Origin of the sequence: Bacillus sp. MSP13 (genome assembly GCF_000815295.1) — a bacterium.
GTDB classification, from domain to species: domain Bacteria; phylum Bacillota; class Bacilli; order Bacillales; family Bacillaceae; genus Bacillus; species Bacillus vallismortis.
Map to the genome: position 1 here is coordinate 39,366 of NZ_JXAQ01000008.1, position 23,989 is coordinate 63,354.

Here is a 23,989-nt window from a genome sequence, read left to right on the forward strand (position 1 = left end):
GTCCTCCTTTACGCTTTAGCGAGAGAGTCTGTTAAAAACTGTTCTATTTCTTCTTTTGTTTTGCGGTCTTTGCTCACAAAACGATTCACTTCTTTCCCTTCGTTAAACACGACAAAGCTTGGGATTCCGTAAATTTCCCACTCTGCACACGTATCAATGAATTTGTCACGGTCTACGTAGTAGTAAGTGAATTCAGGGAAATCCGCTTCGAGTTCAGGCAGAAAAGGCTCTACAAAACGGCAATCAGGGCACCAGTCGGCTGAAAACATAAAGACCGCCCAATCATCCTTTACCGCTTTTTCCAGCTCTTGAGTTGATTCAATTTTTTTCATTTCATATCCCTCCAGTTGTTGATGTTCTTACATGTTGGTTTATCGATACTCGTCCATTTGGATCATACCAAACTGCTTGCGGCAACACCACTTATATGCAATAAATGAATATGTAAGATTGGCTTTCCCATTATCATTATCATATTTTATTTGCATTATCAAGCTCGTTTCGTTTAACATCGTGTTCATAAGGGTAACATTTACAGATGGACATACATAAGGAGTGATTTTAGTATGGAGTTTATCGTCTACTTAGCTGGAGAAATCCACAGCAATTGGCGGGAGGAAATCAAAGAGAAAACAAAATCACTGAAGCTGCCGATTACGTTTGTCGGCCCGATGGAGAATCATGACCGCTCAGACAATATCGGAGAAGAGATTGTAGGCGTTCAGCCAAATGCCGTATTAAAGGATGACAAAGCTTCTGACATGAACAACTTCAGAACCGCTGTCCTGATGAATAAAGCAGACTTTGTGATCGCCCTGTTTGGCGAAAAATACAAACAGTGGAACACGGCAATGGATGCCTCGTATGCGATCGCAAAAGGAAAACCCCTGATTATGATCCGGCCGGAGTCGCTCCATCATCCTTTAAAAGAGCTTTCCAACAAAGCAAATATAACGGTTGAAACCGTGAACCAAGCTATCAAAGCCCTCTCCTATCTATTTGAAACAGAATAAGAAAAAAGCTTGTCGAGCCGGGCTTACTGCCCCGTTCAACAAGCTTTCAAAAAACCCCTACATATTTTCTTTAATCGCATCCACCGTCTGCTTATCACAGGCTGTTACAAGTTTGATGAGCATTTCTTTCGCAGCCGCATAATCATCAATATGAATGATAGAAGCGTTCGTATGAATGTAGCGGGAACAAATGCCAATAACCGCTGAGGGAACGCCGCTGTTTGAAATATGGACTCTGCCCGCATCCGTTCCCCCGCCCGATACAAAATATTGATAAGGAATATCATGCGTTTCCGCCATATCAAGAACAAATTCTCTCATACCGCGGTGCATGACTGTCGTTCTGTCAAGAATGCGGAGCAAAAAGCCTTTTCCAAGCTGGCCAAATTCGTTTTTGTCACCGCTCATATCGTTTGCCGGGCTGGCGTCAAGGGCGAAAAACAAGTCCGGTTTAATCATATGGGAAGCCGTCTGAGCGCCCCTCAGCCCCACTTCTTCTTGAACGGTCGCACCCGCATAGAGCGTGTTCGGAAGTTCCTTTCCGTGCAATTCCTTCAGAAGTTCAATGCTCAAGCCGCAGCCATATCGGTTATCCCATGCCTTTGATAAAAGTTTCTTTTCATTCGCCATCGTTGTAAACGGACAGACAGGCACAATTTGCTGTCCCGGTTTGATGCCGATTTTAATAGCGTCTTCCTTATCATCCGCGCCAATATCGATCATCATGTTTTTGACATCCATCGGGCGGTTTCGCTGGGCGTCTGTCAGCAGATGCGGCGGTATGCTTGAAATCACACCCGGAACCGGCCCATTATCTGTCTGAATTTCAACTCGCTGTGCAAGCAGCACCTGGCTCCACCAGCCCCCGAGCGTCTGGAACCTGAGCAGCCCGTTGTCTGTAATCGACGTGACCATGAAGCCGACTTCATCCATATGCCCGGCAACCATAATTCTCGGTGCGCCCTCTTGACCATGTCTGACTCCGAAAACACTTCCCAGTCTGTCCTGAACGATGTCATCGGCATATTTAGCCAGCTCTTGCTTCATAAAAGCACGAACCTGATGCTCATTGCCCGGCGCGCCGGGAAGCTGCGTCAGTGTTTGGAAAAGCGCTTTCGTTTCTTGATTCATGTTCTCCCCTCATTTCTATGTAGTCCTTTTATTTTATTCGAAAAAATCTAGTTTTCCAAGCACCGTGACTGAATCTGCTCCAACAGCCGCGTATTGCTTAACAGGATTTGGCGGTTTCTGTATAATGAAAAGTACGATCAACCAGGAGGTGCTTTATTATGAAATTGCGTCATCTTCTTTTAGGAGCAGGACTTGGCATTTGTACGGCCGTCGTTGTGAAACAGTATGTGATGAAGCCTTATATTTCTTCAGAAAAAGCGCTTCGAATCGTAAAATCCGCTTTTAAGCAGCGGGGGCCGATTGACGGATCATGGATTTACACCCAGCCGGAGCCTTACAATGTGAACGGAGAAACGGTACAGGTATACAAAACCGGCATTACACGATCCGCTTTCGGAGAATTAGAGCAGTATGAAGTCATGGTGGATGCGAAAACGGGGGAAATTGTAGATGTCATTGATACAATTGCCTCCTAACACCGGACAAGCATAAAATAGAAGCCGCTGCCCACGCAGCGGCTCTTTTTATGACATCGCGCGTATCGGTTTGTATACCGGATACCACATGGCGTCCTGCACAGCCTGTATGATATCTTCAGGCTCTTCCGTCGCAACGCCTTCCTTAATCGCGGTTTTAGCCACTTCCACCGCAACGGTTGCCGATACAGTCCGCAAATCCTCTATCTTCGGCAGCATCGGCGCGCCGGGCACTCCGACATTGACCATACTTGCGATCGCCCGGGCACATGCTTCAAACATGCCATCAGTTATTAATTTTGATTTGGTGACAATCGTTCCAAGCCCGAGACCAGGAAAAACAAGCGCGTTGTTTGCCTGGCCGATATGGTACGTAACGCCGTCATATTCCACAGGCGCAAACGGGCTTCCTGTCGTGACAAGCGCGCGGCCTTCCGTCCATTCGATCAAATCCTGAGGTTTCGCTTCAGAAAGAGCGGTCGGATTCGACATTGGCAAAATGGCCGGCCGTTTCACATGTGAAGCCATTTCTTTAACAATTTCTTCAGTAAATGCGCCCGAAACAGTTGATGTTCCGATCAGGACCGTCGGTTTCGCCTGCCGGACCACTTCAAGGAGATCAATGCCTCCTCCTTCTCCGTTCCGCTGATAATCCTTAACCTCATCAGCCGGACGTGCGTAAGGCTTTTGGAAATCAAGAAGCTGCTCCATATCATCTGTTAACAGTCCGTTTCGGTCTATGCACCAGAAGCGGTTGAAAGATTCTTCCTCACTCAATCCTTCACGCACCAAAGCCTCGCGCAGCTGTTCAGCAATCCCGATTCCTGCCGTCCCCGCTCCGAATATGACGACTCTGTGATCTCTCAGCGGCACTTTAGACGCTTTTGCACAAGATAAAACGGCCGCAAGTGAAACCGCGCCTGTTCCTTGGATATCATCATTAAATGTACAAATTTTGTCTTTATAACGTTTCAAAATGCTGCGCGCGTTTTTCGCTCCAAAATCCTCCCAGTGCAGCAACGCATTCGGGAATGTTTCTCTCGCCAGCGCAACATACTCGTCAATAAATTGGTCATAGCGTTCTCCGCGCACTCTGGAATGCTGGTTGCCGACATAAAGCGGGTCGTTCAAGAGGCTCTCCTGGTTTGTCCCCGCATCTAAAACAACAGCCAGCACTCTGCTTGGATCTATGCCGGCAGCAGCCGTATAAACCGCCAGCTTGCCAATAGAAATCGCGATTCCGCCGACACCCCAGTCTCCGATTCCTAAAATTCCTTCCGCATCCGTTGCAACGATTAAATCGATTGTATCGCGTTGATCTTTATACTGTTTGAATGCTTCTCTCATACCGTCTGGGTCATCGATTGACAGGTAAAGCCCTCTTGGCTTTCTGTATTCATGGCTGTATCTCTGAATCGCCGTTCCGACTGTGGGTGTATAGACAATCGGTAGCATTTCCCCTAAATGATCATTTAACAGGCGGTAAAACAGCGTTTCATTCCGATCATGCAGCGCGGTTAAATACACATTTTTGCTCAAGTCATCAGGCTGTGCGGAATATTGTTCATACGCTCTTTTCGCCTGATCTTCAATCGTTAATACCTTTGGCGGGAGAAAGCCTTTTAACCCCAGTTCTTTTCTTTCTTCTTCAGTAAAAGCAACACCTTTGTTCAAAAAAGGAACAGAGAGTATTTCAAGGCCTCTTAATGTTGTTTGAATGTCTCCTTCGTTTGTTACTTTGAATTGTTTCACCCTGCCTCTTCCTTTCTGAGCATAATTGGTACTAGGTTTGCATTATTATCCGGAAAACATGCAGGGTAAACATGAAAATATGCTATTGCTTTATGCGCTTGACTGCATCTTTGATACTTCCATTCTCATCCCATTTCAGCGCGCGGTATTGGGCATCGTGATAAAAAATAAACCAAGCGTCTTTTTCCGTCGCGAATGCCTGCCATTTCTGCTTTTGCGGGATGGAGGTCATTGGATAATCATCATAAGCCAGCACCCATAGGGGATTTTGGTGGGCGTGAGTCGGCATCAGATCTGCCATATGTACGGCGGTTTCACCCGCGTCCTCGCATATAAGCACACTGTGTCCGTTGCTATGGCCCCCGGTGTGATGCATCGTAATCCCCTCTGTGATCGTCAAGGTGTCTTCAAAGGTTTTGACTTGGCCGGCAACAGCCTCCCAGTTTTCTTTCCAGTACGTATTTTTCGATCTGATATTTGGATGGCGCATTTCATTCCACTCAACAGCTGATGCATAAATCACTGCATTCGGAAAAACTGACACGAGTTGCTCTCCTTCATATTCCGTCAAACCGCAGGCATGGTCGAAATGGAGGTGTGTCATAGCGACAACATCAATATCATTCACCGTTAATCCGAGTGCCGTTAATGAAATTTTCACATTCGACTCCTGTGTCACACCATAGTTTCGTTTTTGTTTATCAGTCAGCTTGCCGGACCCAATCCCTGCGTCGACGATAATATTGAGCCCGTCCTTTTGAATGAGAATCGGATCTGTCCTTAGTTCAATCTGGTTTTTTTCATTAACTGGATATTTTCTTGACCATAGCGGCTTTGGAACAACGCCGAACATGGCGCCTCCGTCCATATGTGTCACGCCTCCGTCAAGCCAGGTCAACGTGATGTTTCCCATTTTCAATCTCTCCATTTTCATCCCTCCTGTGATCATGGTAGCAAACGGCCCATAAAAAAAACAGACTCCTGTATCAGAGTCTGTTTATGTTCTCCATTCAACCTCAGCCCGATAGATCGGCTGGCCGAGCGCTGAGAATTTTTCTTCATATTCTGTCATAACATTGCCTTCCAAATGGCTGTTATGCAAATCGAGACTGACATATGTCAGCAGCAGGCCGTACTCAGAGAAGCTCTTCAAAGAGTACTCAAACAAGCCGCGGTTGTCCGTTTTAAAATGAATCGCTCCGCCTTTTCCCATTACTTCTTCATATTTTTTGAGGAAGTGGGAATACGTCAGACGGCGTTTTTCATGGCGTTTCTTCGGCCAAGGATCAGAAAAGTTTAAGTAAACCCGGTTGACCTCACCTGGCTCAAATACATCCGTCAGCGTGTCCGCATCTATATTCAGAAGTTTTACATTTGGCACTTCACTATCTTTTACTTTTTGCACGGCTGTCACGATAACGCTTTTAAATAACTCAATTCCAATATAATTGATGTCTGGATTTTGTTTGCCCATTCCAGAAATAAATTGCCCTTTTCCTGTCCCCACCTCGATATGAATGGGATTGTCGTTGCCAAACACTGTCTTCCATTTTCCTTTATAATCAGCAGGGTTGCTGATGGCAATATTTGCGTTTTCAGCCAAAAAGTCATCAGCCCAAGGCTTGTGGCGCATTCTCATATGATTGACACCTCTATCTATTATTTCGACTAACAACATACCATGAATTAAAAAGACCCGCAAGCTCGTTTTTTTAAAGCGTGGCTGCTAAAGCTGAGTATAAAAAAAAGAGGTTCCCGTCTGTCGGAACACTCCTTGCACATGTATAAAAACGCTCTGTTTTGAACAATTTAACCCGTATGATACTGAAGGGATGTGTACCGTTATGGGTTTACATTATGAGCATCAAGTTCATTTATTAAAGGATATATTGACTGACCATCAATTGGACTGCTGCGGAACCGTTGCAGAGTACGAGCAGCTTGAACGCGTGATTAAATCGCTCATGGCAAACACCGAGCTTGATTCAAACTTCAAAAACGTGCTTGAAGATGTTTACCGCTACAGCCAATCAGGAATATCGTCCAAATCCATCGACTCACACATACAAGAGCATCAAACCAGCCTGTCTCAATGGGTAGAGCAAATGGATTCATATTCCTGATTATCCAGCGATACGTTTCATGAGTATATGCAGTTCTTCCATCGCATCATGAAATCTCTTATCATTGCCTTTTGCATGATGCCAGGCGATGAAAGTGATTGTTTCGGCTAACACATACCAAGCCATTCGTAAGCGCAGGCCCTCTGTTAGCTCAATGCCGTACATGCTCAGCCAGCTCTCCCAAGCTGGCTTTTCGACGTAGTGGTACAGCAAAGGGCCGAGATCCATCGCCGGATCGGCGATCATGGCGCCGTCCCAGTCAATTAAATACAGCTGGTTGTCTTCAGACAATAGCCAGTTATTATGATTGACATCACAATGGCAAACGACTTTCTCACCGAAATGCACTTCATGCAGATGTTCTTCTAAATACTTGATCCCTTCTTGAATCAGCGGCGAAGATTGCTGCACAGCAAATACAGCCTGCTTAAGCTGAGACAAAAGAGCCCCCGGGTTCAGCGGTTCTTTTCCAAGTCTCTTCAGCATGTCCAGCAAGGCTTTTGATGTGTGTATTTTACGAAGCAATTCAGCAACGGGCCGTTCGCTCATATCTTTTGGCTTCAGCTCTCTGCCGGTCATCCAGTGCTGGGCCGTAATCACGTCCCCATTTTCCATCCGTTTTGTCCAAACCAGCTTCGGAACAATGCCTTCGGCGGATAAAACAGCTAAAAAAGGTGAGCTATTACGTTTTAAAAAAAGCTGCTGCCCGTTATGTTTCGCATAATATGCATCTCCTGTAGCTCCTCCGGCGGGGAAGATCTCCCAATCGCTACCTAGTAATTGTCCCAACCAGTTCATATCAATGTTCAACCCATCATTTCTTAAAATATTTTAGAATAAAGGCTCATCGTCTCTAGTCTATCCAGCGAGTGCCTTTTTCGTACGAATCGCATGAAAATAAAAAAGACAGCTATTGAGAGTCTCATATGCTAATCAATAGCCGTCCTTTAAATTTTAGCGCTATAGCACAAACTTCGTCAAGCAAAACTCTTAAGATCTGATGCTAAATATAAGATAACCGTTCCGAGGCCGTTTACCGCAACCGCTTTCTTGATTTCTTTCAGGTCTTGCCGAAAACCCGATGTATCACATAAAAGCCGGTACGTTTTGTCGTTTGGCAGCTTCCACTCCACAGATTCCGGACTCGCGTGGTGGATAACGATAATGTCTTCCCATTCATCAACCTCGCCGAGATCAAAAAGCCTGTATGCGATGAGGTGTTCGTTGAGCATCAAACATTCCAAATGGCGCTTGATGTCTGCAGCCGATCTGAGACGGAACGCCGGGTGCGCTTTTCTTAGCGACATCAGTCTGCGGATGTAGTCAACATCTTCTTTGAATGTTTCACGCCGACCCCAATCCAGCTGGTTGATGCTGTCACTGGATTGATAGCTGTTTTCCACACCCTGCTTCGTTCGGAAACATTCCTGTCCGCTGTGAATAAACGGCGCTCCTTGAGCAAGCAAGAGAATCGCGGCTGCCAGCCTTTTCCTGCTCCTCTTTCGGCTGTCAGTTTCTTGAGGCAGCGCAAAGGACATTTATCCCAAAAAGTGTGATTGTCGTGTGACTTAACATAATTGATGGACTGGCTCGGTTCAGGAACGATTGGAGCTAATGCCTTCCATCCCGAAGACCCGTCAATTCCGTGCATAACGGTTTCTGCTGCTTCGCCGCAGCCGAGCGCAAAGCCCGCTGCCATGAGGTGAAAGGTGTTCCCTTTCACAGCATCACGAAACGTATCATTCTAACGGCGTTTATGTTTTGATCTTTAGGGGTGAAGGACTGGATGCCAAACGAAACGGGGTGGTTCCCATGATTTCACCGTCAGCATGAAACGGAATTTTGTCCTTCGTGTAAAACGTAATGTCTTTTGCTTTAAACATCGTAACACCGGCCATCTTTGTATGTTTACCAAAAGCCATCAGACATAATAGCCAATATTTTTTCAAAAACGGCTGATTTTCAACGATCACGATATCAAATGCCTTCTCGCGCGGATTTGCAAGCGGCGCCGCCTTCATGCCGCCTCCATAGAATGGATGGTTGGATGCAATCGCAAACCACACATCATGAAATTCATGCGTCTCGCCTTCCGTTGTACAAGCTAATGAAAACGGCTTAAAGGTCGCCGAGGCGTGCAAATGGGAAAGCGGGTACACAAGAAATCGCAGGCGCAGAAACAGTAAAACCCGCCTTAACGGAAATTCCATCGCCTTTTTATTAACATATGCGTCAAACCCGATTCCAATATGATTCATAAAAAAAAGGATCTGTGATTTATCCTGAAGGAATTGAACGCTTCCTAAATGAAAGGTTCTGGTTAACGGACGCTTTTGTTTCCTGATTTCCTGTATCAGATCCATTTTTTTAATAGAGAATCCTCTCGAAAAATCATTATACGCACCCGCTGGCACAAAACTTAGTTCGATATCGTCAACATCTTTCAGTCCGTTGACAACTTCATGCATGGTTCCGTCTCCGCCAATGACAATCAGGCGCTTCAGCTTGTATTCCTGTATCGTTGAAATCTGCCTGGCGAGCACCTCTGCGTGTCCCGGGTGTTCAGTTAAAAATGAGCGGTGCTCGACTTTTCGTTTGATCAATTCCTTTTGAATAGACTTCCAAACACGCAGGCCGTTTCGATGCCCCGCTGTCGGATTAATAATAAAAAACCAATGGCTCATCTTTCTCACCTGCTTATGTTATGAGAAAACCGCTCAAATCGTTCTCTTTTACTCCAGCCATTCTCGTCTGCGATAGGAATCAGACATGCAGTAAGACAATAGAGCCTTTGCAGCCTTTACCTGATGATGTTTAACCGGGGCGGTGTTTTTCTTCTGCCGCTCCATCCACTCTTCGGCGCTCCGCTTATCCACTATTTCCAATCCGTATGGCGCCTCCGGATAATCGATATACGATGTTCTGCTCAGAAGCAATTTGCGAACCGGTATATCGGCCTGCTTTTCCTTTATGATCTTTGACACAACGGATTCCGTTCGAAACAGGCTAAGCCCCGGATTTAACACTGATGCAGTTTGAGAGGCTGTTTTCTTCTCCCAAAAACGATTTTTAGACCCTATGTACACACTGTCTTCCTCCGCCTCTAAGAACGTAACGCAATAAATGTCTAGAGGGGAAATAATCACAATGCTTAATTCAACCGCCGCCTGCTGAATTTTCAGCACAGGCTTATACATAATGAAATAAGAATCAGGCAGCTGCTGGGTCAGATAACGCAAAATGCGGTCCTGCTTCACCTGGTTTGAGAGATGAGACATTTCTGCAAGAGTAGAGCTTGCCCATTTAAGCTGAAATTCATATAAATGTCTTTTATAAAAAGAAGCAAGACCCATTCTGCTCGTCGGCAGCCTTACATGGAAATTGTCCTCTTCCTCAAACCACTGGTGTCTCTCTTCTTGTATATCGGCGTTTATCTCTTCTTTTCTTCTTTTCAATGAAAATTTTTTTCGTTTTTGCACCGGTTCCGGCTCTTCGGCCCTGGATTGTCTTTCTTCATGCTGGCGCTCCGCTGCTTCTAATAGTGAAAGCCAGCGCTCTTTTTTCAGCCGTACAAACTGATTGATGTAATGGTACGGATCAAGCTCATATCTCGATATATAATCATGAATTTTGATGATTTGTGCCATATTGGTTTCTCCACTCCGCAATGAATTATGATAAATGAAATTTGAATATTTCTTCGTATTTTGGCGATTGGTTTAAGTGTATTTGAAAGAGCGAAAACCGTTCAGCCCGCATCGAAACCTCGCCGCTTTCAAATGGAACATGTGACGGAAATCCTTCTTCGCCTGTCCATTTTCTGGCCAGCGTCATATGCGGGTGATACGGCCTTTTTTCCACTTGAAATCCGGCTTGAAGAACAGCCTGTTTTGTTTGTTCCCGAAGGATGTCAAGTGCCTTGTTTTTCTTTGGCTCGAGGTGTAAAACACGCGGCCTTCTCCGATCGCCGAATACATCAATCTTGCCAAACTCAATCGGAAACGGATCGGTATCTGAAGCAAGCGCAGCCAGCGAGCCTTCAAGCTGCTGGATTTGTGTATCATCCGCCGCTCCTAGAAAAATTAACGTAATATGATAGTCAAGCGGGTGCACCCATTTTTGAAACGTCAAAACCGGCTCGTTTTTCGCAGCCCGGTAAATCGGATTCGCAATTCCCTCAGGAATGGGAACGCCGATGAAATAATGAGGCCGTATATCTGGCATCCGTCTGACACTCCCTTCTGCAACTGCTATTATTTTATCAATAAAGAGGCTGTACGGATAGAGGAACAGTGTATGAAAACACTCTCGCACAAACGTTTATTATGTTAGGATATTATATGACACTTGTTTTATTCAGAAAGGAATGACAATGTTGAAAATCGTTAAAAATACAGCTGACCTGATTGGAGATACACCGCTTGTGAGATTGAATCGGCTTCAGCCGGAAAACGCGGCACAAGTCTATTTAAAGCTTGAATTTTTCAATCCGAGCGGCAGTGTGAAAGACAGAGCCGCTTATCATATGATAATAGAAGCAGAACAAAACGGTTTGCTCAAACCGGGATCAGTGATTATAGAGCCGACTAGCGGAAATACCGGCATCGGGCTCGCCATGAATGCGGCGGCACGCGGCTACAAGGCAATCTTAGTCATGCCCGATACGATGACAAAGGAACGAATCAACCTTCTAAAAGCTTACGGCGCAGAGGTTGTGTTAACACCCGGAGCAGAAAGAATGCCGGGCAGCATCAAAAAAGCAAAAGAGCTTGCTGAACAAATTCCGAACAGCTATATTCCCATGCAGTTTGATAACACCGCAAATCCTGACGCGCACCGAAAAACAACGGCGCCTGAAATTGCCCGGGCAATAGAGGAAATCGGCAAACCGCTCGGCGCTTTTGTCGCCTCTTCCGGAACAGGAGGAACCATTACCGGAACAGGCGAAGCGCTCAAAGAGCTTTTCCCGGATATCACGGTTCATGTTGTCGAGCCCGCGGGTTCGCCTGTATTATCCGGAGGAAAGCCCGGCGCACATAAGCTTGTAGGGACAAGCCCGGGCTTTATTCCTCCCATCTTAAATCAAGACGTCTATGACGAAATTATCAAAATCTCTGATGAAGACGCCTATACGACGACTAGACGCCTTGCTGCTGAAGAAGGAATACTTGTCGGCCCTTCATCAGGCGCTGCCTGCTATGCGGCAATCGAAACAGCGAAACGCCTCTCTCCTGACCAAGTCGTGGTCTGCATGACAGCCGATACGGGAGAACGGTATTTATCAACTGATTTATGGTCATTTATTTAAAAAAGGACGGGCTTCAGAAGAAGCCCGTCTTTTATTTTGCAAGCTCGTAGATCGCCTGCGCATATAACGCTGTCGATCTCAGCAAATCATCGATTTCAATATATTCATCCTTTTGGTGTGCGCTGTCAGGGCGTCCGGGGAAGAGCGGGCCGAACGCGACACCGGCTTTTAAAGATCTGGCATAAGTCCCCCCGCCGATTGAGATTAAATCAGCTTTTTTGCCCAGCTGGCCTTCATAAACCTTTTGCAGGGTTTTGACTAACGGATGGTCTGCTGACACGTGATGCGGCTTGCTGTCTTTGAATTCTCCCAGCTCAAATTCAGAGGCGCTTTCGAATGCATCACGGATCACTTTGCTTTCTGCAGTCACAGGATAGCGGATATTGATGCCAAGCTCGCCTCCTTGCCCTTTCGTATAGCGCAGCGTCCCGACATTTAATGTCAGCTCTCCGCTAATGTCATCCTCGCAATCAATATTCAGGTTCTTTCCTCTCGTATCGCCTGAAAACTTATCTGTCACAACTTGTACAAATCGCTGTCCTGCTTCGTCAAGCTCAGCCTGCTGCAGAAATTCACACAATAAAATGCCGGCATTGATTCCATTGTTCGGTTCCATCGCATGGCAGGAAAGCCCGTACATACGCAAAATGAGCTGTCCGTTCTTTATGTCAGCTTCCCCTTTTTGATCCGTCTTGCGAAGCATGTCTTTAAACGAAGCAAGAATCTCTTCTTGTTTCGGTCCTTCAATGACAGCTTCCGCAGCGTCAGGCACCATGTTCAGGCGAAGGCCTGACTGAAACGAGACAAGCAATGCCTCAGAATCAGCTTGCTTTGAGCGAAGCGGGATGAGCAATGAAGCATCAATGATCCCTTTTTCCGCGTTAATAATCGGAAAATCGGCGTCAGGCGCAAAACCCAGCGTTGGCATTTCTTCATGCTTGAAATAATGCTCCACGCATCTCCAATCGCTTTCTTCATCTGTTCCGATAATGATTCTGACACGCTTGGACAGCGGCAGGTTCATGTCTTTCACGATTTTCAGCGCGTAGAACGCAGCCATTGTCGGACCTTTGTCATCAATGGCGCCCCTTGCATAAATCCGTCCGTTACGAATATCAGCTGAAAACGGATCACTTGTCCACCCGTCTCCCGGCGGTACGACGTCAACATGGCAAAGTACGCCGACAATGTCATCTCCCTCGCCCCACTCAATATGGCCTGCGAAGCCGTCAAGATTTTTTGTGGCAAAGCCTTCTTTTCCTCCAAGCTCCAGCAAGGAAGTCAGGCTGGCGTTTACTCCTTCTCCAAACGGTTTTCCGGGTCCGGCGGTTGTTTCATCCATTACACTGTTGATTCTCAAAAATGCCTGTGTATCACGAATTAAATCCTCTTTTTTTCTGATGACTTCAACTTCCCAGTTCATCATGATCCCCTTTCCGCAAGAAATCACTTGCAAAAACTAAATAAAACGAATAATATTAATGGTGTTTTGTTAAAACGTTCGTAATTGGAGGATACTATGTTTCATCTAAAAGAGCAGCAAACGTCCATAAAGCAAGAAATCATAGCAGGGCTGACGACCTTTTTCACCATGGTCTATATCGTTGTGGTTAATCCGGTCATTCTGGCCAACGCCGGGGTTCCTTTCGACCAGGTTTTCACCGCAACGATTATTGCCTCCATTGTCGGAACGCTGTGGATGGCCCTGGCAGCAAATTATCCGATTGCTATTGCGCCCGGCATGGGCTTGAACGCTTATTTAGCCTTTCATGTCGTAAGCGCAAGCGATGGCGGCATCACATACGCAACAGCTTTCAGCGCCGTATTTACAGCAGGGGTTCTCTTCATTATTCTATCGTTAACGCCTTTAAGAAAACAACTTATAGAAGCGATTCCAAATAATTTAAAATACGGGATCACAACCGGGATCGGGCTGTTTATCGCTTTTATTGGCTTGCGGCAGGCGGGAATTGTGGCGGCTGATGAATCAAACTTGGTTACTCTCGGCAATTTGCATTCACCTGGTGTGATTTTAACGCTGATCGGGCTTTTGATCAGTGTGATCTTGATGGTTCTGAACGTAAGCGGCGCCTTATTTATCGGAATGGCAGCGACTGCTTTGATCGCCTTTTTTACCGGCCAGCTGCATTTGCCTAAGGGGTTTATGTCGCTTCCTCATTTGCCGGACGGCCTGATCATTTCAAACCCGCTTTCCGCTTTTGGCGATGTCGTTCATCACGGCCTGTACGCTGTTGTCTTTTCTTTTCTTCTGGTCACGATATTTGATACGACAGGCACGATGATCGGCGTAGCAGAGCAAGCCGGGCTGATGAAAAATAACAAGCTGCCGAACGTGCGAAAAGCGCTGCTTGCTGATTCAACGGCGACAACAGTAGGGGCGGTTTTCGGCACAAGTCCAACGACCGCATTTGTTGAATCTTCCGCAGGTGTCGCAGCCGGGGGAAGAACGGGGCTTACCGCTTTGACTGTTGCAGTGCTGTTTGGGGTTTCAATGTTTTTCAGTCCGCTTGTCAGCGCCTTATCCGGCATAGCCGCCATCACCTCTCCTGCTTTAATTATCGTCGGCAGCCTGATGATGCGCTCGGTTTCCAATATGAACTGGAAAGAGATGGACGAAGCATTTCCTGCGTTTCTCGTCATTCTGTCGATGCCTTTGACATCCAGCATTTCTACAGGCATCGCGCTTGGCTTTATTTCGTACCCGATTGTAAAAGCAGCGCGCGGAAAATGGAGAGAAATTCATCCGCTCGTGATCGTTTTCGCCATTCTGTTTTTCATCCAGCTGTTTATCTTATAGCTTATACAGAAAACCCAAACGGCAGCGTTTGGGTTTTTTATGTAAACAATAAAGAGACAGCGGCCGCTAAAGAGCAGCAGGCGACAAATGCATAATGCAGGGTATTCACACAGCTATTTCTAGATCGGTGATACTCATCACTCTCCTTATCGGCGCCAATTAAAATCGGCGCATCCATCACTTTGTCAAAGATAAGCTCAAGGATATAACGGCAAACACCTGTATACACCAGAATCGCAATCAGCTTCAGCCAGATCGGGGAGACAAAGATGAGAATGATGAATGCTGACAACAGCATGCACATCCGCCTTATATACTCGCTATTTCTCAAAAAAACTTTCAAAAACAATTCCTTATAGCCTGTATCAATTGTCCTTCTTTTAAATATCCTTCTTGAATTCCGGTATACTAACGGTTTTCTTCTCATCCTGTCCTTCACTTTCGGCACTTCCGACTCCTGGCTCATCATCATCACAAGCCCGGCAAGCGCAAGCCGGCTTTTTTTCTCTTCAGTCACCTCTGCTTCAAAAGCTGAAAACGATGCTGCCTTTTTCAAACCGCGGACCAGGGAGACAATCAAAAACAAAGTGCCGATGAGTGCAAGCAATCCCCACTCAGCGAAAACGATCAGGATCGCAGAACCAGAGAAAAGAACGGCTCTGACAAAAACGTCGGCAATCCGGCTCGACATGGAGTGCGGCTTTCTGATCCTGTCTTGCTTTAAGGATAAGAAGAACATATGAAGGCCAAAAAGATAGCAAAATAAAGCCGCGCTTTCTGCCCATGTAATGTGAACAGAATAACTAATGAAGGGAAGAGCAATGAAAAAGAGCAGCATCCATTTAGCCAGCGTGACCAAAAACGAATACACCAGCGCGTACCGTTTGAGCTGATAGATTATCTCTCTCTTTTGCAGCAAAAACACGATGTCCGCTTCCATTAAAAACGTATGGACCGAGCCCGTGCACACGATCAGCACACACAAAGCATACAGCCATCTCCATTCCATCATCTCAGACCACTCATAAAAAAGGCCTCTTCCGTTCATCAAATCGATATATTGATAGATGACAAAAGCAAGCGCCGGTAAAACAATATAGAGAGCGACTGTCCAATCAATGACCGCATTCAACACCTTAATTTGATACCTATAGTAGTCAAGCAGCCTTCGAAAAAAGAACGATCGCCCGTTCATGACTGATCACCTTGGACCGCCTTATAAAAACAGTCTAGCAACGACTGCCCCTCTAATCCGGCCTGTTCCTGAATATCTTGTAATGTACCTTGGAGAAACAAAGAGCCCTTCTCAATCATGTAAAACCGGTCACAGATTTTTTCTGCGGTATCGAGTACATGTGTGCACATAAGAATGCCGGCTCCCCTTTGTTTTTCATCTTTAAGCATGTCCACAAAACGTTTCGTTGAAATCGGATCAAGGCCGATAAATGGTTCATCAATCACATACATATCCGGCTTAGAAAGAAAAGCTTGAATGAGCATCAGTTTTTGCTGCATGCCTTTTGAAAAGGTGACAGGCAGCTCGTGCATAACATGATCAAGCGAAAACGCCTGCAGCAAGCTTTCGGCCCGCGGCGCAAATTCACTCTCCTCCATACCGCGGAGCCTACTGACCAAATCCAAATGCTCCCACAGCGTCAGTTCTTCGTAAAAAGAGGGGTGCTCCGGAATATAGGCAAATGAACAATCATTCCAGTCAATATGCCCTTTAAAGTCTTCCGAAAGGCCGAGTATCGCTTTGATAGCGGTGCTTTTTCCAGCTCCGTTTGCTCCGATCAGTCCGACAAGCTCCCCTTTTCCAACTTCCAAAAAAACATCGTTGAGCACTTTTTTTCGGCTTGTATATCCTGCCTGTTCTATTGAAGCCTCAAGCAATTTTGTCAATTTTCACTCCTCCTCCAGAATTTACTACGTAACAGAATAAAAAAAGTTTCTTTAACCATAATAATATTGTGCCGAAATACATAGTAATCCAACAAGGATGGCCGCCCAGCTCAAATTGGAAAAAGTTAATAGGAGTTATCCCTAGATTCATCGCTGCGATATCGTGTATAATGAGGGCGAATTATCTAAAAATGAAAAAATGTCTGCCTTTGTTGCTTTTTCGTACGCAGTTGATAGTCGTGAGTTGTGGTTAGTCAAGTCCATCCGATCTTATGATAGGGAGTGGTTTTTTGAAACCTTCAACAAACCGTATGCTAACTCGAATTAAATCAGTTTACATGTTCATTCAAGAAAAAGGCCTTGTGACAACACAGGAACTGGTTGACGAATTCGGCATTACACCTAGAACAATTCAAAGAGACTTAAATGTGTTGGCATATAATGATCTTGTTCATAGTCCAAGCCGTGGCAAGTGGGAGACAACGAGAAAGAAAGTAAAGATTACATCATAAACATTGCATATTACATAGGGCCGCCTGATAGCGGTCTGATCGATACAAGGCGAAGAACCGTCTGAGCCTTGTTTTTGTGTGCTTATAGATAAAAAATCCCGCATATCGAAATGCGGGATTTCAGATTGTTGACAAAGTCATAAAACAGTTTTCGTTTTATGACTTTGTCATCTTTCAGCGTGATTGAAAACCTTTGAAGTCTAGAAAGGACGAGCATTGGAGCAGACTTCCGCAGGATGCGGTAAGGGCGTTTGAGCAGGACGCTCTAGCTTTTAGCCGCTGATCTTTTTTCACGTGAGCACCAACGCGCAGGACTGACAACGAATGCGAGGGTTTGTCGTCACGCTGAAATCCGGCATCGAAAATGCGGGATTTTTTTATGCCTGCGGCTCATTCAGCCAATGAAGTTCTTCTTCCGTAAGCTCACGGTATTCTCCCGGCGCCAAGGCAGGATCCAAAGAAACACGCCCCATTGATAGCCGTTTCAAATACATCACTTCATTGCCGACCGCCTTTGCCATCTGCTTGACCTGATGGTATTTCCCTTCAGTAATCGTCAGGTAAATCACGGTATTGCCGTTGTCGTTTGTCTTGACTTCCGCTTTTGCCGGCTTTGTTTTATAGCCGCCTTCTATGTAAACACCCGCTTCCAAATCCGCGATAGCTTCCGGTGAAATCTGTGATTGCAAATGGACTTCATACGTTTTGGGAACATGCTTTTTAGGCGATAGAAGCCGATGTGCCAGCTGGCCGTCATTTGTGAGCAGCAAAAAGCCCTCTGTATCCTTATCAAGTCTTCCGGCGGGAAAGGGCTCAAATCTCATCTCTTCCGGCGTCAGCAGATCGACCACTGTCCGCTGACGGCTGTCCTCAGTCGCAGACAGCACTCCCTGCGGCTTATTCATCATGAGATAAATGAATTCCCGGTAATCAACCGGTTCCCCGTATACAGTAACCTCTTGCGCATCAGGATCAACGTGCGCCTTTACATCTTTGGCCGGTTTGCCGTCGACCATGACGGCCCCCGCCTTCACAACAGCTTTGACTTCTTTTCTGGAGCCATATCCGCTGTTGGCAAGCAGCTTATCAAGTCTCATTCCTAAATCTCTCCTTTATAAAAGAAAGCCCGCAGCATGCGAGCCCTCTGTTTCTTGATGATCTTGTTCATTAGCCGGCATGTCTGCCTTTCTTTAAAAACCCGGGCAAACGGCGGCCTAATATTTTCTGCAAAAAACCTATCCGGTAGCCGCAATACAGGTAGACAGCGCCGCCAACACCAGCCGCAATCATGACAACGATCGCAGCTTGCACTTGACCATCCTGGTAAGAAATAAAAAAGCTTAGCACCCACTGTACGATCTTCACGGCTATACCCATAATGGCTGACAAGACGAGCATCAGCACAGTCCGTTTGACGAGAATCTTATACGAATAGCCCGCATGGCGTTTGATCATGATAAATCCGTACAAAAGCGACGCGCTATATCCAAGCGCTGTTGCTAAAATCGCGCCGTCAGCCTGCATCAGCTTAATCAGCGGAATATTCAGCACAAGCTTGATCACAACGCCGATCACAAGGCTGACAACCGCAAATTTTTGTTTATTGATGCCCTGCAGAATGGCTGCGTTGACTGTAAATAAAGAGAACAAAACCGCGACTGGCGAATACCAAAACAGAATATTTGCTCCCAGATCAGGAAGAAGGCTCTCTGATCCGTAAAAGAACGTATATGTCGGTCCCGCCAATACTGAAATCCCGACAACTGCCGGAATAATTAAAAACAGGATCGTCTGCATCGTTTGATTAATCTGCTGATTCAACAGCTTATAGTTTCTGCTTGTAAACGATTCAGTAATCGTTGGAATTAATGTCAATCCGAAAGCTGTTGCAAGAGAAACCGGAATCATCACGAGCTTCTGCACATACAAGGTAAGAATCGCCATCATGTCCTGGCTGATGGCTTGATGGCCGGCTTCGATCATCGCTTTGTTAAACGTATTTGTATCAATATAGTTATACAAAGGGATGGCCAGTCCGACAAAAACGTACGGAGCGGCATAGCTGAACAGTTCGAAAAACATTTGCTTATAGCTTAAGTTTGCTGTCGGCCCCGTATTCGGCATCATCGCCAGCAGGCTGCCCTTCCGTTTATTCCAATAAATATACAGCACAATCAGTCCACCGAAGGCGCCGATCAGCGCTGCGAAGGTCGCATACCCTACAGCGATCACAAGGCCGCCGTTCAAAACCTTTAAGATCAAGAATGTCGCACTCAATAAAAAGATGATGCGAACAATCTGTTCAACGACTTGAGAAACAGCCGTAGGCCCCATCATTTGGTGCCCTTGAAAGAATCCGCGGACAAGGCTCATAATCGGCACGACCAAAAGCGCTAAGCTGACCATGCGGATGACATAAACGACATGGTCAATTGTCAGGCCGTTATTATCTTTGCCTCCCAGCGATATTTCCGCAAAAAACGGCGCGGATAAATACAAAATGAAAAAGGCAATCATTCCGGTGACAAGCATAATCGACATGCCCGCCTTAAGCATTTTTCTGCTTGTTTCATAGTCCCCTTTGGAATTATATTTAGAAACAAATTTAGAAACGGCGGCCGGAAAGCCCATCGTGGCAATATTCAAAAATAATGTGTATTGGTTGTATCCGTATTGAAATAATGCACCGCCTGTCGCACCGACCATAATGCTGAAAGGAATTAAATAGACCATTCCAAGAATTCGCGATATATATGTACCGAGCGTTAACACAAACGTGCCTCTTAACAGTTTGCTTGACATGTTTCTTCATCACCATTTTCTACGAAGATTCAACTTTTCTATTTTACCACAACTAGGCATTTAGACGGTAATAAATACAAAAGCAATCTTGTGAATGATTCAGGTTCCCGGCAAAAGACGTTTAAGGAGAGGCTTTCTTCCGCTATAATAGTATTGAGGACGGGGTGTCCGCAGACGAAATGGAAAAAGAAAGTTGATGATAAAGATGAAACAGTTTGACGTAATCGTAATCGGCGGAGGCCCTTCAGGATTGATGGCCGCAATTGCTGCAGGAGAACAGGGCGCTGATGTGTTGCTGATAGATAAAGGAACTAAGCTAGGCCGGAAACTCGCGATTTCCGGAGGCGGCCGCTGCAATGTGACGAACCGCCTTCCTGTCGAAGAAATCATTAAGCATATCCCAGGCAACGGCCGTTTTTTGTACAGCGCGTTTTCTGAATTTAACAATGAAGACATTATCAAGTTTTTTGAACAGCTCGGCATTCAATTGAAGGAAGAGGATCACGGCCGGATGTTTCCTGTGACGGACAAAGCGCAAAGTGTTGTCGACGCGCTGTTAAACAGGCTGAAACAGCTCCGCGTAACCATCCGAACGAATGAGAAAATTAAATCTGTTATCTATGAAGATGGACAAACAGCAGGGATTGTGACGAATAACGGCGAAATGATCCATAGCCAGGCAGTCATTATCGCTGTCGGCGGGAAAAGTGTTCCTCATACCGGAAGCACGGGAGACGGCTATGAATGGGCTGAAGCTGCGGGCCATACCATTACAGAGCTGTTCCCGACAGAAGTTCCCGTCACATCTGCCGAGCCGTTCATCAAGCAAAAAACACTTCAGGGCTTATCACTAAGAAATGTTGCCGTCAGTGTGTTAAATAAAAAAGGAAAACCGGTTATCACACATAAAATGGACATGCTGTTTACCCATTTCGGCCTCTCAGGACCGGCCATTCTCAGATGCAGCCAATTTGTCGTGAAAGAGCTGAAAAAACAGCCGCAAGTCCCGATCAAAATTGATTTGTATCCGGATATCAATGAAGAAACGTTATTCCAAAAGATGTATAAAGAACTGCAGGAAGCACCGAAAAAAACCATTAAAAACGTACTGAAGCCCTGGATGCAAGAGCGCTATCTTCTATTCTTGCTCGAAAAAAACGGCATCACTCCGGACGTATCGTTTTCTGAGCTGCCGAAGGAGCCTTTCAGACAATTTGTCAAGGACTGCAAACAGTTTACCGTATTCGCTAACGGCACACTGTCACTCGACAAGGCATTCGTCACAGGCGGCGGGGTATCTGTAAAAGAAATTGACCCGAAAAAGATGGCTTCTAAAAAAATGGCGGGGCTGTATTTTTGCGGTGAAATTCTCGATATCCACGGATACACAGGAGGCTACAATATTACCTCCGCCCTTGTAACAGGAAGGCTTGCGGGGCTCAATGCCGGTCACTTTGTCCGCTCTTGACTAGCCTTTTCAAATTTTTACAAAACGCTGAACATTTGAAAATTCTCCGCATTCATGGTACTGTGAGACTTGTTTTGTTTCACCTGATTGCGGGGTAATTTTAAGAGAGGAATGATCTGCCATCGTACGACCATACTAAGCCTGCGAGCAAGATATAGGCGTACACAAAAAATTTAGAGGGTGAGAATATTTGAAAAATATATCTAGTGTATTTTGGATTGTGATTGTGATCACAGCAGCTGCTGTATTGTGGGGCGTAGTGTCTCCTGCCAGCCTGCAAAACGTATCCCAATCCGCGCAAGCTTTTATCACCAATTCGTTTGGCTGGTATTATCTTTTAGTTGTTTCGTTGTTTGTCGGGTTCTGTCTGTTTTTGATTTTCAGCCCGATTGGAAAAATTAAACTCGGTAGGCCCGATGAAAAACCGGAATTCGGGTTATTATCATGGTTTGCCATGCTGTTCAGCGCAGGCATGGGAATCGGCTTAGTATTCTATGGTGCGGCTGAACCGATCAGCCATTACGCAATTAGCTCTCCATCAGGTGAAACAGAAACCCCCCAAGCCTTCAGAGATGCGCTCCGTTATACGTTTTTCCACTGGGGTCTGCACGCTTGGGCCATTTATGCCGTTGTGGCATTATGCATTGCCTATTTCCAATTCCGAAAAGGCGCTCCTGGATTAATCAGCAGCACTTTGTCACCGATTCTCGGTGATAAAGTGAACGGCCCGATCGGAAAACTGATTGACTGTATCGCTGTTTTTGCCACAGTCGCCGGGGTAGCGACAAGCCTAGGTATCGGGGCAACTCAAATCAATGGCGGATTGAATTACTTATTTGGGATACCAAATAACTTTCTCGTTCAATTTATTTTGATAACTGTTGTTACGATCCTTTTCTTGGCTTCTTCATGGACCGGACTCGGAAAAGGCATTAAGTATTTAAGCAACACCAATATGGTATTGGCTGGACTGTTAATGCTGTTTGTGCTGTTTGCAGGTCCTACCGTATTGATTATGAACTCTTTTACAGATTCTATCGGACAGTATATTCAAAACATCGTGCAAATGAGCTTCAGACTGACGCCGTACGAACTTGAGAAACGTGAATGGATTAACGGCTGGACGATTTTCTATTGGGCATGGTGGATTTCCTGGTCTCCATTTGTGGGCATTTTCATTGCCCGGGTATCCCGAGGGCGGACGATTCGTGAATTTTTGATCGGCGTCTTGGTAACACCATGTATTCTTGCGTTCCTATGGTTCTCTATCTTTGGCGTATCGGCTATGGATATTCAGCAAAAAGGCATATTCGATGTCGCGAAGTTATCAAGTGAAACGATGCTGTTTGGAACACTCGACCACTATCCGCTGACGATGCTGACATCTATTATGTCATTGATCCTGATTGCTGTGTTCTTTATCACGTCTGCCGACTCCGCAACATTTGTGCTCGGCATGCAGACGACGTACGGTTCACTGAACCCGGCCACTTCAGTAAAATTCAGCTGGGGTGTCATTCAATCTGCCGTAGCTGCTGTCCTCCTATATTCCGGCGGACTTTCCGCATTGCAAAACACGGCGATACTCGCGGCGCTGCCGTTTTCGATCGTCATCCTGCTGATGATTGTCGCTCTTTATAAATCTTTGGCAAAAGAAAGAAAAGAGATCAGACAAGCAGAGAAGCTGCAGAAACCGAGAAGTCCGAGAGTGAAAAAGGCTTAATCACAAAAAAGATCTTCCCGCTTGTGCGGGAAGATCTTTTTTATTTGCGATATAAAATAAGGGCGGAAAAACAGTAAAGCTGTTCGCCGTCTGGGTCGCATGCCGCCGAAACGGTATATTTGATATCAATCAGCTGCTCCTCCGATATCCCTTTTAAAAATGAATTGATTTCCGTCTGCAAATCTTTTTCATGCTCTTCATCAAATACCGCCACCTTCAGCATCTTATCCGCTCTCCTTTCTCTATCAATCTATTCCGCATGGAACAGCGTTATGATAGAGAAATCTTGATTACCTCGCCTTCGGATAAAAAGCTTCCCTTGTTTGGCGTTTCTTTTGCGGCTCATCGTCTTGCCGCTCCACTTTGAGCAAGACGGCATAAACGATTCGCATATGGCAGTAGCTGACCAGGCTGACGCTGAAAAAAGGGACAATGCCGGGCAGATACGCAAGCAAGAAAAAAAGAGCGGCAGTCAGCGCAAGCATCACGAGTGTATATTGCAAATACGCCACACTGAGCAAGAGCGAATATGTCACATACAAACGTTTTTTCCAGTCAAAATGAACAAGCAGCGGAAACACATAAAACAGCATGGATACGTACAAAAATCCAAATATCATAATGGCAAAACGGAGGACATGCAGAAGGAAATGGCTCGGATAAATAAATACCAAATCGATATAAATAATCAAACCGATGAGCGCCAACACAGCGCCGATCAGATTGGAACGGAGAAATTCAGCCTTGTATTCTCGCCAAAACGTTTGTAAGACAGGAACGTTATCCTGCCCCTGAACCCATTTCCGCATGACAGCGAATAAAGCTGCGGTCGCGGGCATGATGCCGAACAGCCCGAGACCGATCAGCGTAAAAAACAGCCAAAGCAAGTTTGTATACGCAAATCTCATCATCCACTCGCAAAAGCGCAGCACCCGCCCCATTGAGCCATCATGCTCCACGG

General features: G+C 45.8%; 25 protein-coding genes and 1 pseudogene. 8 read left to right on the plus strand and 18 right to left on the minus strand.

Annotation, left to right across the window (positions count from 1 at the left end; genetic code table 11):
* Positions 1 to 8: 8 nt before the first annotated feature.
* Both SC79_RS09135 and SC79_RS20960 read right to left on the minus strand, forming a co-directional pair.
* Positions 9 to 332, minus strand: coding sequence for a thioredoxin family protein (locus SC79_RS09135; RefSeq protein WP_010329581.1), 324 nt, complete (start codon positions 330 to 332; stop codon positions 9 to 11).
* Between the two features lie 39 nt (positions 333 to 371).
* Entirely contained in the window at positions 372 to 488 is a 117-nt protein-coding gene (locus tag SC79_RS20960; RefSeq protein ID WP_121643765.1) for a hypothetical protein, read from the minus strand.
* A gap of 78 nt (positions 489 to 566) precedes the next feature.
* Between SC79_RS20960 and SC79_RS09140 the strand changes: the two genes are divergently transcribed.
* Entirely contained in the window at positions 567 to 1,013 is a 447-nt protein-coding gene (locus tag SC79_RS09140; RefSeq protein ID WP_010329580.1) for a YtoQ family protein, read from the plus strand.
* 57 nt (positions 1,014 to 1,070) lie between these two features.
* Here SC79_RS09140 and SC79_RS09145 read toward each other — a convergent pair whose 3' ends face one another.
* Positions 1,071 to 2,144: a M42 family metallopeptidase gene (locus SC79_RS09145; RefSeq protein ID WP_039074780.1), complete on the minus strand. Its 1,074-nt coding sequence runs from the start codon at positions 2,142 to 2,144 to the stop codon at positions 1,071 to 1,073.
* A 158-nt stretch (positions 2,145 to 2,302) separates the two neighbouring features.
* On the opposite strand from SC79_RS09145, the gene SC79_RS09150 reads away from it, so the two are divergent.
* On the plus strand, positions 2,303 to 2,620 hold the full coding sequence (locus SC79_RS09150) for a PepSY domain-containing protein (RefSeq protein WP_003223432.1): 318 nt from the start codon (positions 2,303 to 2,305) through the stop codon (positions 2,618 to 2,620).
* A 48-nt stretch (positions 2,621 to 2,668) separates the two neighbouring features.
* Here SC79_RS09150 and SC79_RS09155 read toward each other — a convergent pair whose 3' ends face one another.
* From SC79_RS09155 to trmB, 3 genes are all read right to left on the minus strand, one after another.
* Entirely contained in the window at positions 2,669 to 4,372 is a 1,704-nt protein-coding gene (locus SC79_RS09155; protein WP_039074781.1) for an NAD-dependent malic enzyme, read from the minus strand.
* An 82-nt stretch (positions 4,373 to 4,454) separates the two neighbouring features.
* Positions 4,455 to 5,300: a YtnP family quorum-quenching lactonase gene (locus SC79_RS09160; protein WP_039074782.1), complete on the minus strand. Its 846-nt coding sequence runs from the start codon at positions 5,298 to 5,300 to the stop codon at positions 4,455 to 4,457.
* A gap of 69 nt (positions 5,301 to 5,369) precedes the next feature.
* Positions 5,370 to 6,011, minus strand: coding sequence for a tRNA (guanosine(46)-N7)-methyltransferase TrmB (gene trmB, locus SC79_RS09165; protein WP_039074783.1), 642 nt, complete (start codon positions 6,009 to 6,011; stop codon positions 5,370 to 5,372).
* A 205-nt stretch (positions 6,012 to 6,216) separates the two neighbouring features.
* On the opposite strand from trmB, the gene SC79_RS09170 reads away from it, so the two are divergent.
* Positions 6,217 to 6,495 (plus strand): YtzH-like family protein, encoded by a 279-nt coding sequence (locus tag SC79_RS09170; RefSeq protein WP_010329575.1) that lies wholly within the window; start codon positions 6,217 to 6,219, stop codon positions 6,493 to 6,495.
* On the opposite strand, the gene SC79_RS09175 is transcribed toward SC79_RS09170, so the two are convergent.
* The 5 genes and pseudogenes from SC79_RS09175 to thpR form a co-directional block, all read right to left on the minus strand.
* The gene (locus SC79_RS09175) at positions 6,496 to 7,293 is read right to left on the minus strand and encodes a phosphotransferase family protein (RefSeq protein ID WP_039074855.1); all 798 of its coding nucleotides are present in this window, start codon (positions 7,291 to 7,293) and stop codon (positions 6,496 to 6,498) included.
* 179 nt (positions 7,294 to 7,472) lie between these two features.
* Positions 7,473 to 8,239, minus strand: a pseudogene (locus tag SC79_RS09180) (type I pullulanase); the annotation flags it as partial.
* Positions 8,240 to 8,249: 10 nt separating this feature from the next.
* Positions 8,250 to 9,179 carry a YegS/Rv2252/BmrU family lipid kinase gene (locus SC79_RS09185; protein WP_039074784.1) on the minus strand — a complete coding sequence of 310 codons (930 nt, stop codon included), beginning with the start codon at positions 9,177 to 9,179 and terminating at the stop codon, positions 8,250 to 8,252.
* A 48-nt stretch (positions 9,180 to 9,227) separates the two neighbouring features.
* Positions 9,228 to 10,142 carry a hypothetical protein gene (locus SC79_RS09190; protein ID WP_039074785.1) on the minus strand — a complete coding sequence of 305 codons (915 nt, stop codon included), beginning with the start codon at positions 10,140 to 10,142 and terminating at the stop codon, positions 9,228 to 9,230.
* 25 nt (positions 10,143 to 10,167) lie between these two features.
* The gene (gene thpR / locus SC79_RS09195) at positions 10,168 to 10,719 is read right to left on the minus strand and encodes an RNA 2',3'-cyclic phosphodiesterase (RefSeq protein ID WP_039074786.1); all 552 of its coding nucleotides are present in this window, start codon (positions 10,717 to 10,719) and stop codon (positions 10,168 to 10,170) included.
* 148 nt (positions 10,720 to 10,867) lie between these two features.
* Between thpR and cysK the strand changes: the two genes are divergently transcribed.
* Complete coding sequence (cysK, locus tag SC79_RS09200) at positions 10,868 to 11,803, plus strand: cysteine synthase A (protein WP_039074787.1); 936 nt, start codon at positions 10,868 to 10,870, stop codon at positions 11,801 to 11,803.
* 31 nt (positions 11,804 to 11,834) lie between these two features.
* On the opposite strand, the gene pepV is transcribed toward cysK, so the two are convergent.
* Positions 11,835 to 13,226, minus strand: coding sequence for a dipeptidase PepV (gene pepV / locus SC79_RS09205; protein WP_039074788.1), 1,392 nt, complete (start codon positions 13,224 to 13,226; stop codon positions 11,835 to 11,837).
* A gap of 96 nt (positions 13,227 to 13,322) precedes the next feature.
* Between pepV and pbuO the strand changes: the two genes are divergently transcribed.
* Positions 13,323 to 14,621 (plus strand): hypoxanthine/guanine permease PbuO, encoded by a 1,299-nt coding sequence (gene pbuO / locus SC79_RS09210; RefSeq protein WP_039074789.1) that lies wholly within the window; start codon positions 13,323 to 13,325, stop codon positions 14,619 to 14,621.
* A 37-nt stretch (positions 14,622 to 14,658) separates the two neighbouring features.
* Here the strand turns inward: pbuO and SC79_RS09215 are convergent, their stop codons facing one another.
* The gene (locus SC79_RS09215) at positions 14,659 to 15,816 is read right to left on the minus strand and encodes an ABC transporter permease (protein ID WP_039074790.1); all 1,158 of its coding nucleotides are present in this window, start codon (positions 15,814 to 15,816) and stop codon (positions 14,659 to 14,661) included.
* Positions 15,813 to 16,523: an ABC transporter ATP-binding protein gene (locus SC79_RS09220; protein WP_039074791.1), complete on the minus strand. Its 711-nt coding sequence runs from the start codon at positions 16,521 to 16,523 to the stop codon at positions 15,813 to 15,815. Before SC79_RS09220 ends, SC79_RS09215 begins: the two co-directional genes overlap by 4 nt.
* A gap of 290 nt (positions 16,524 to 16,813) precedes the next feature.
* Here SC79_RS09220 and SC79_RS09225 point away from each other — a divergent pair, with 290 nt between their 5' ends.
* Positions 16,814 to 17,035, plus strand: a complete 222-nt coding sequence (locus SC79_RS09225; protein WP_003152337.1) for a DeoR family transcriptional regulator — start codon at positions 16,814 to 16,816, stop codon at positions 17,033 to 17,035.
* Between the two features lie 377 nt (positions 17,036 to 17,412).
* Here the strand turns inward: SC79_RS09225 and SC79_RS09230 are convergent, their stop codons facing one another.
* Both SC79_RS09230 and murJ read right to left on the minus strand, forming a co-directional pair.
* On the minus strand, positions 17,413 to 18,132 hold the full coding sequence (locus tag SC79_RS09230) for a pseudouridine synthase (RefSeq protein WP_010329564.1): 720 nt from the start codon (positions 18,130 to 18,132) through the stop codon (positions 17,413 to 17,415).
* Between the two features lie 70 nt (positions 18,133 to 18,202).
* Entirely contained in the window at positions 18,203 to 19,837 is a 1,635-nt protein-coding gene (gene murJ / locus SC79_RS09235; protein ID WP_010329563.1) for a lipid II flippase MurJ, read from the minus strand.
* A 205-nt stretch (positions 19,838 to 20,042) separates the two neighbouring features.
* On the opposite strand from murJ, the gene SC79_RS09240 reads away from it, so the two are divergent.
* Both SC79_RS09240 and opuD read left to right on the plus strand, forming a co-directional pair.
* Positions 20,043 to 21,305 (plus strand): NAD(P)/FAD-dependent oxidoreductase, encoded by a 1,263-nt coding sequence (locus tag SC79_RS09240; protein WP_039074856.1) that lies wholly within the window; start codon positions 20,043 to 20,045, stop codon positions 21,303 to 21,305.
* A gap of 190 nt (positions 21,306 to 21,495) precedes the next feature.
* Positions 21,496 to 23,028, plus strand: coding sequence for a glycine betaine transporter OpuD (opuD, locus tag SC79_RS09245; protein ID WP_039074792.1), 1,533 nt, complete (start codon positions 21,496 to 21,498; stop codon positions 23,026 to 23,028).
* 40 nt (positions 23,029 to 23,068) lie between these two features.
* Here opuD and SC79_RS09250 read toward each other — a convergent pair whose 3' ends face one another.
* Both SC79_RS09250 and SC79_RS09255 read right to left on the minus strand, forming a co-directional pair.
* Positions 23,069 to 23,251, minus strand: coding sequence for a sporulation protein Cse60 (locus SC79_RS09250; protein ID WP_003223398.1), 183 nt, complete (start codon positions 23,249 to 23,251; stop codon positions 23,069 to 23,071).
* Between the two features lie 67 nt (positions 23,252 to 23,318).
* A complete protein-coding gene (locus SC79_RS09255; protein ID WP_039074793.1) occupies positions 23,319 to 23,987 on the minus strand; it encodes a YesL family protein in 669 nt (222 codons plus the stop codon).
* Positions 23,988 to 23,989 lie beyond the last annotated feature (2 nt).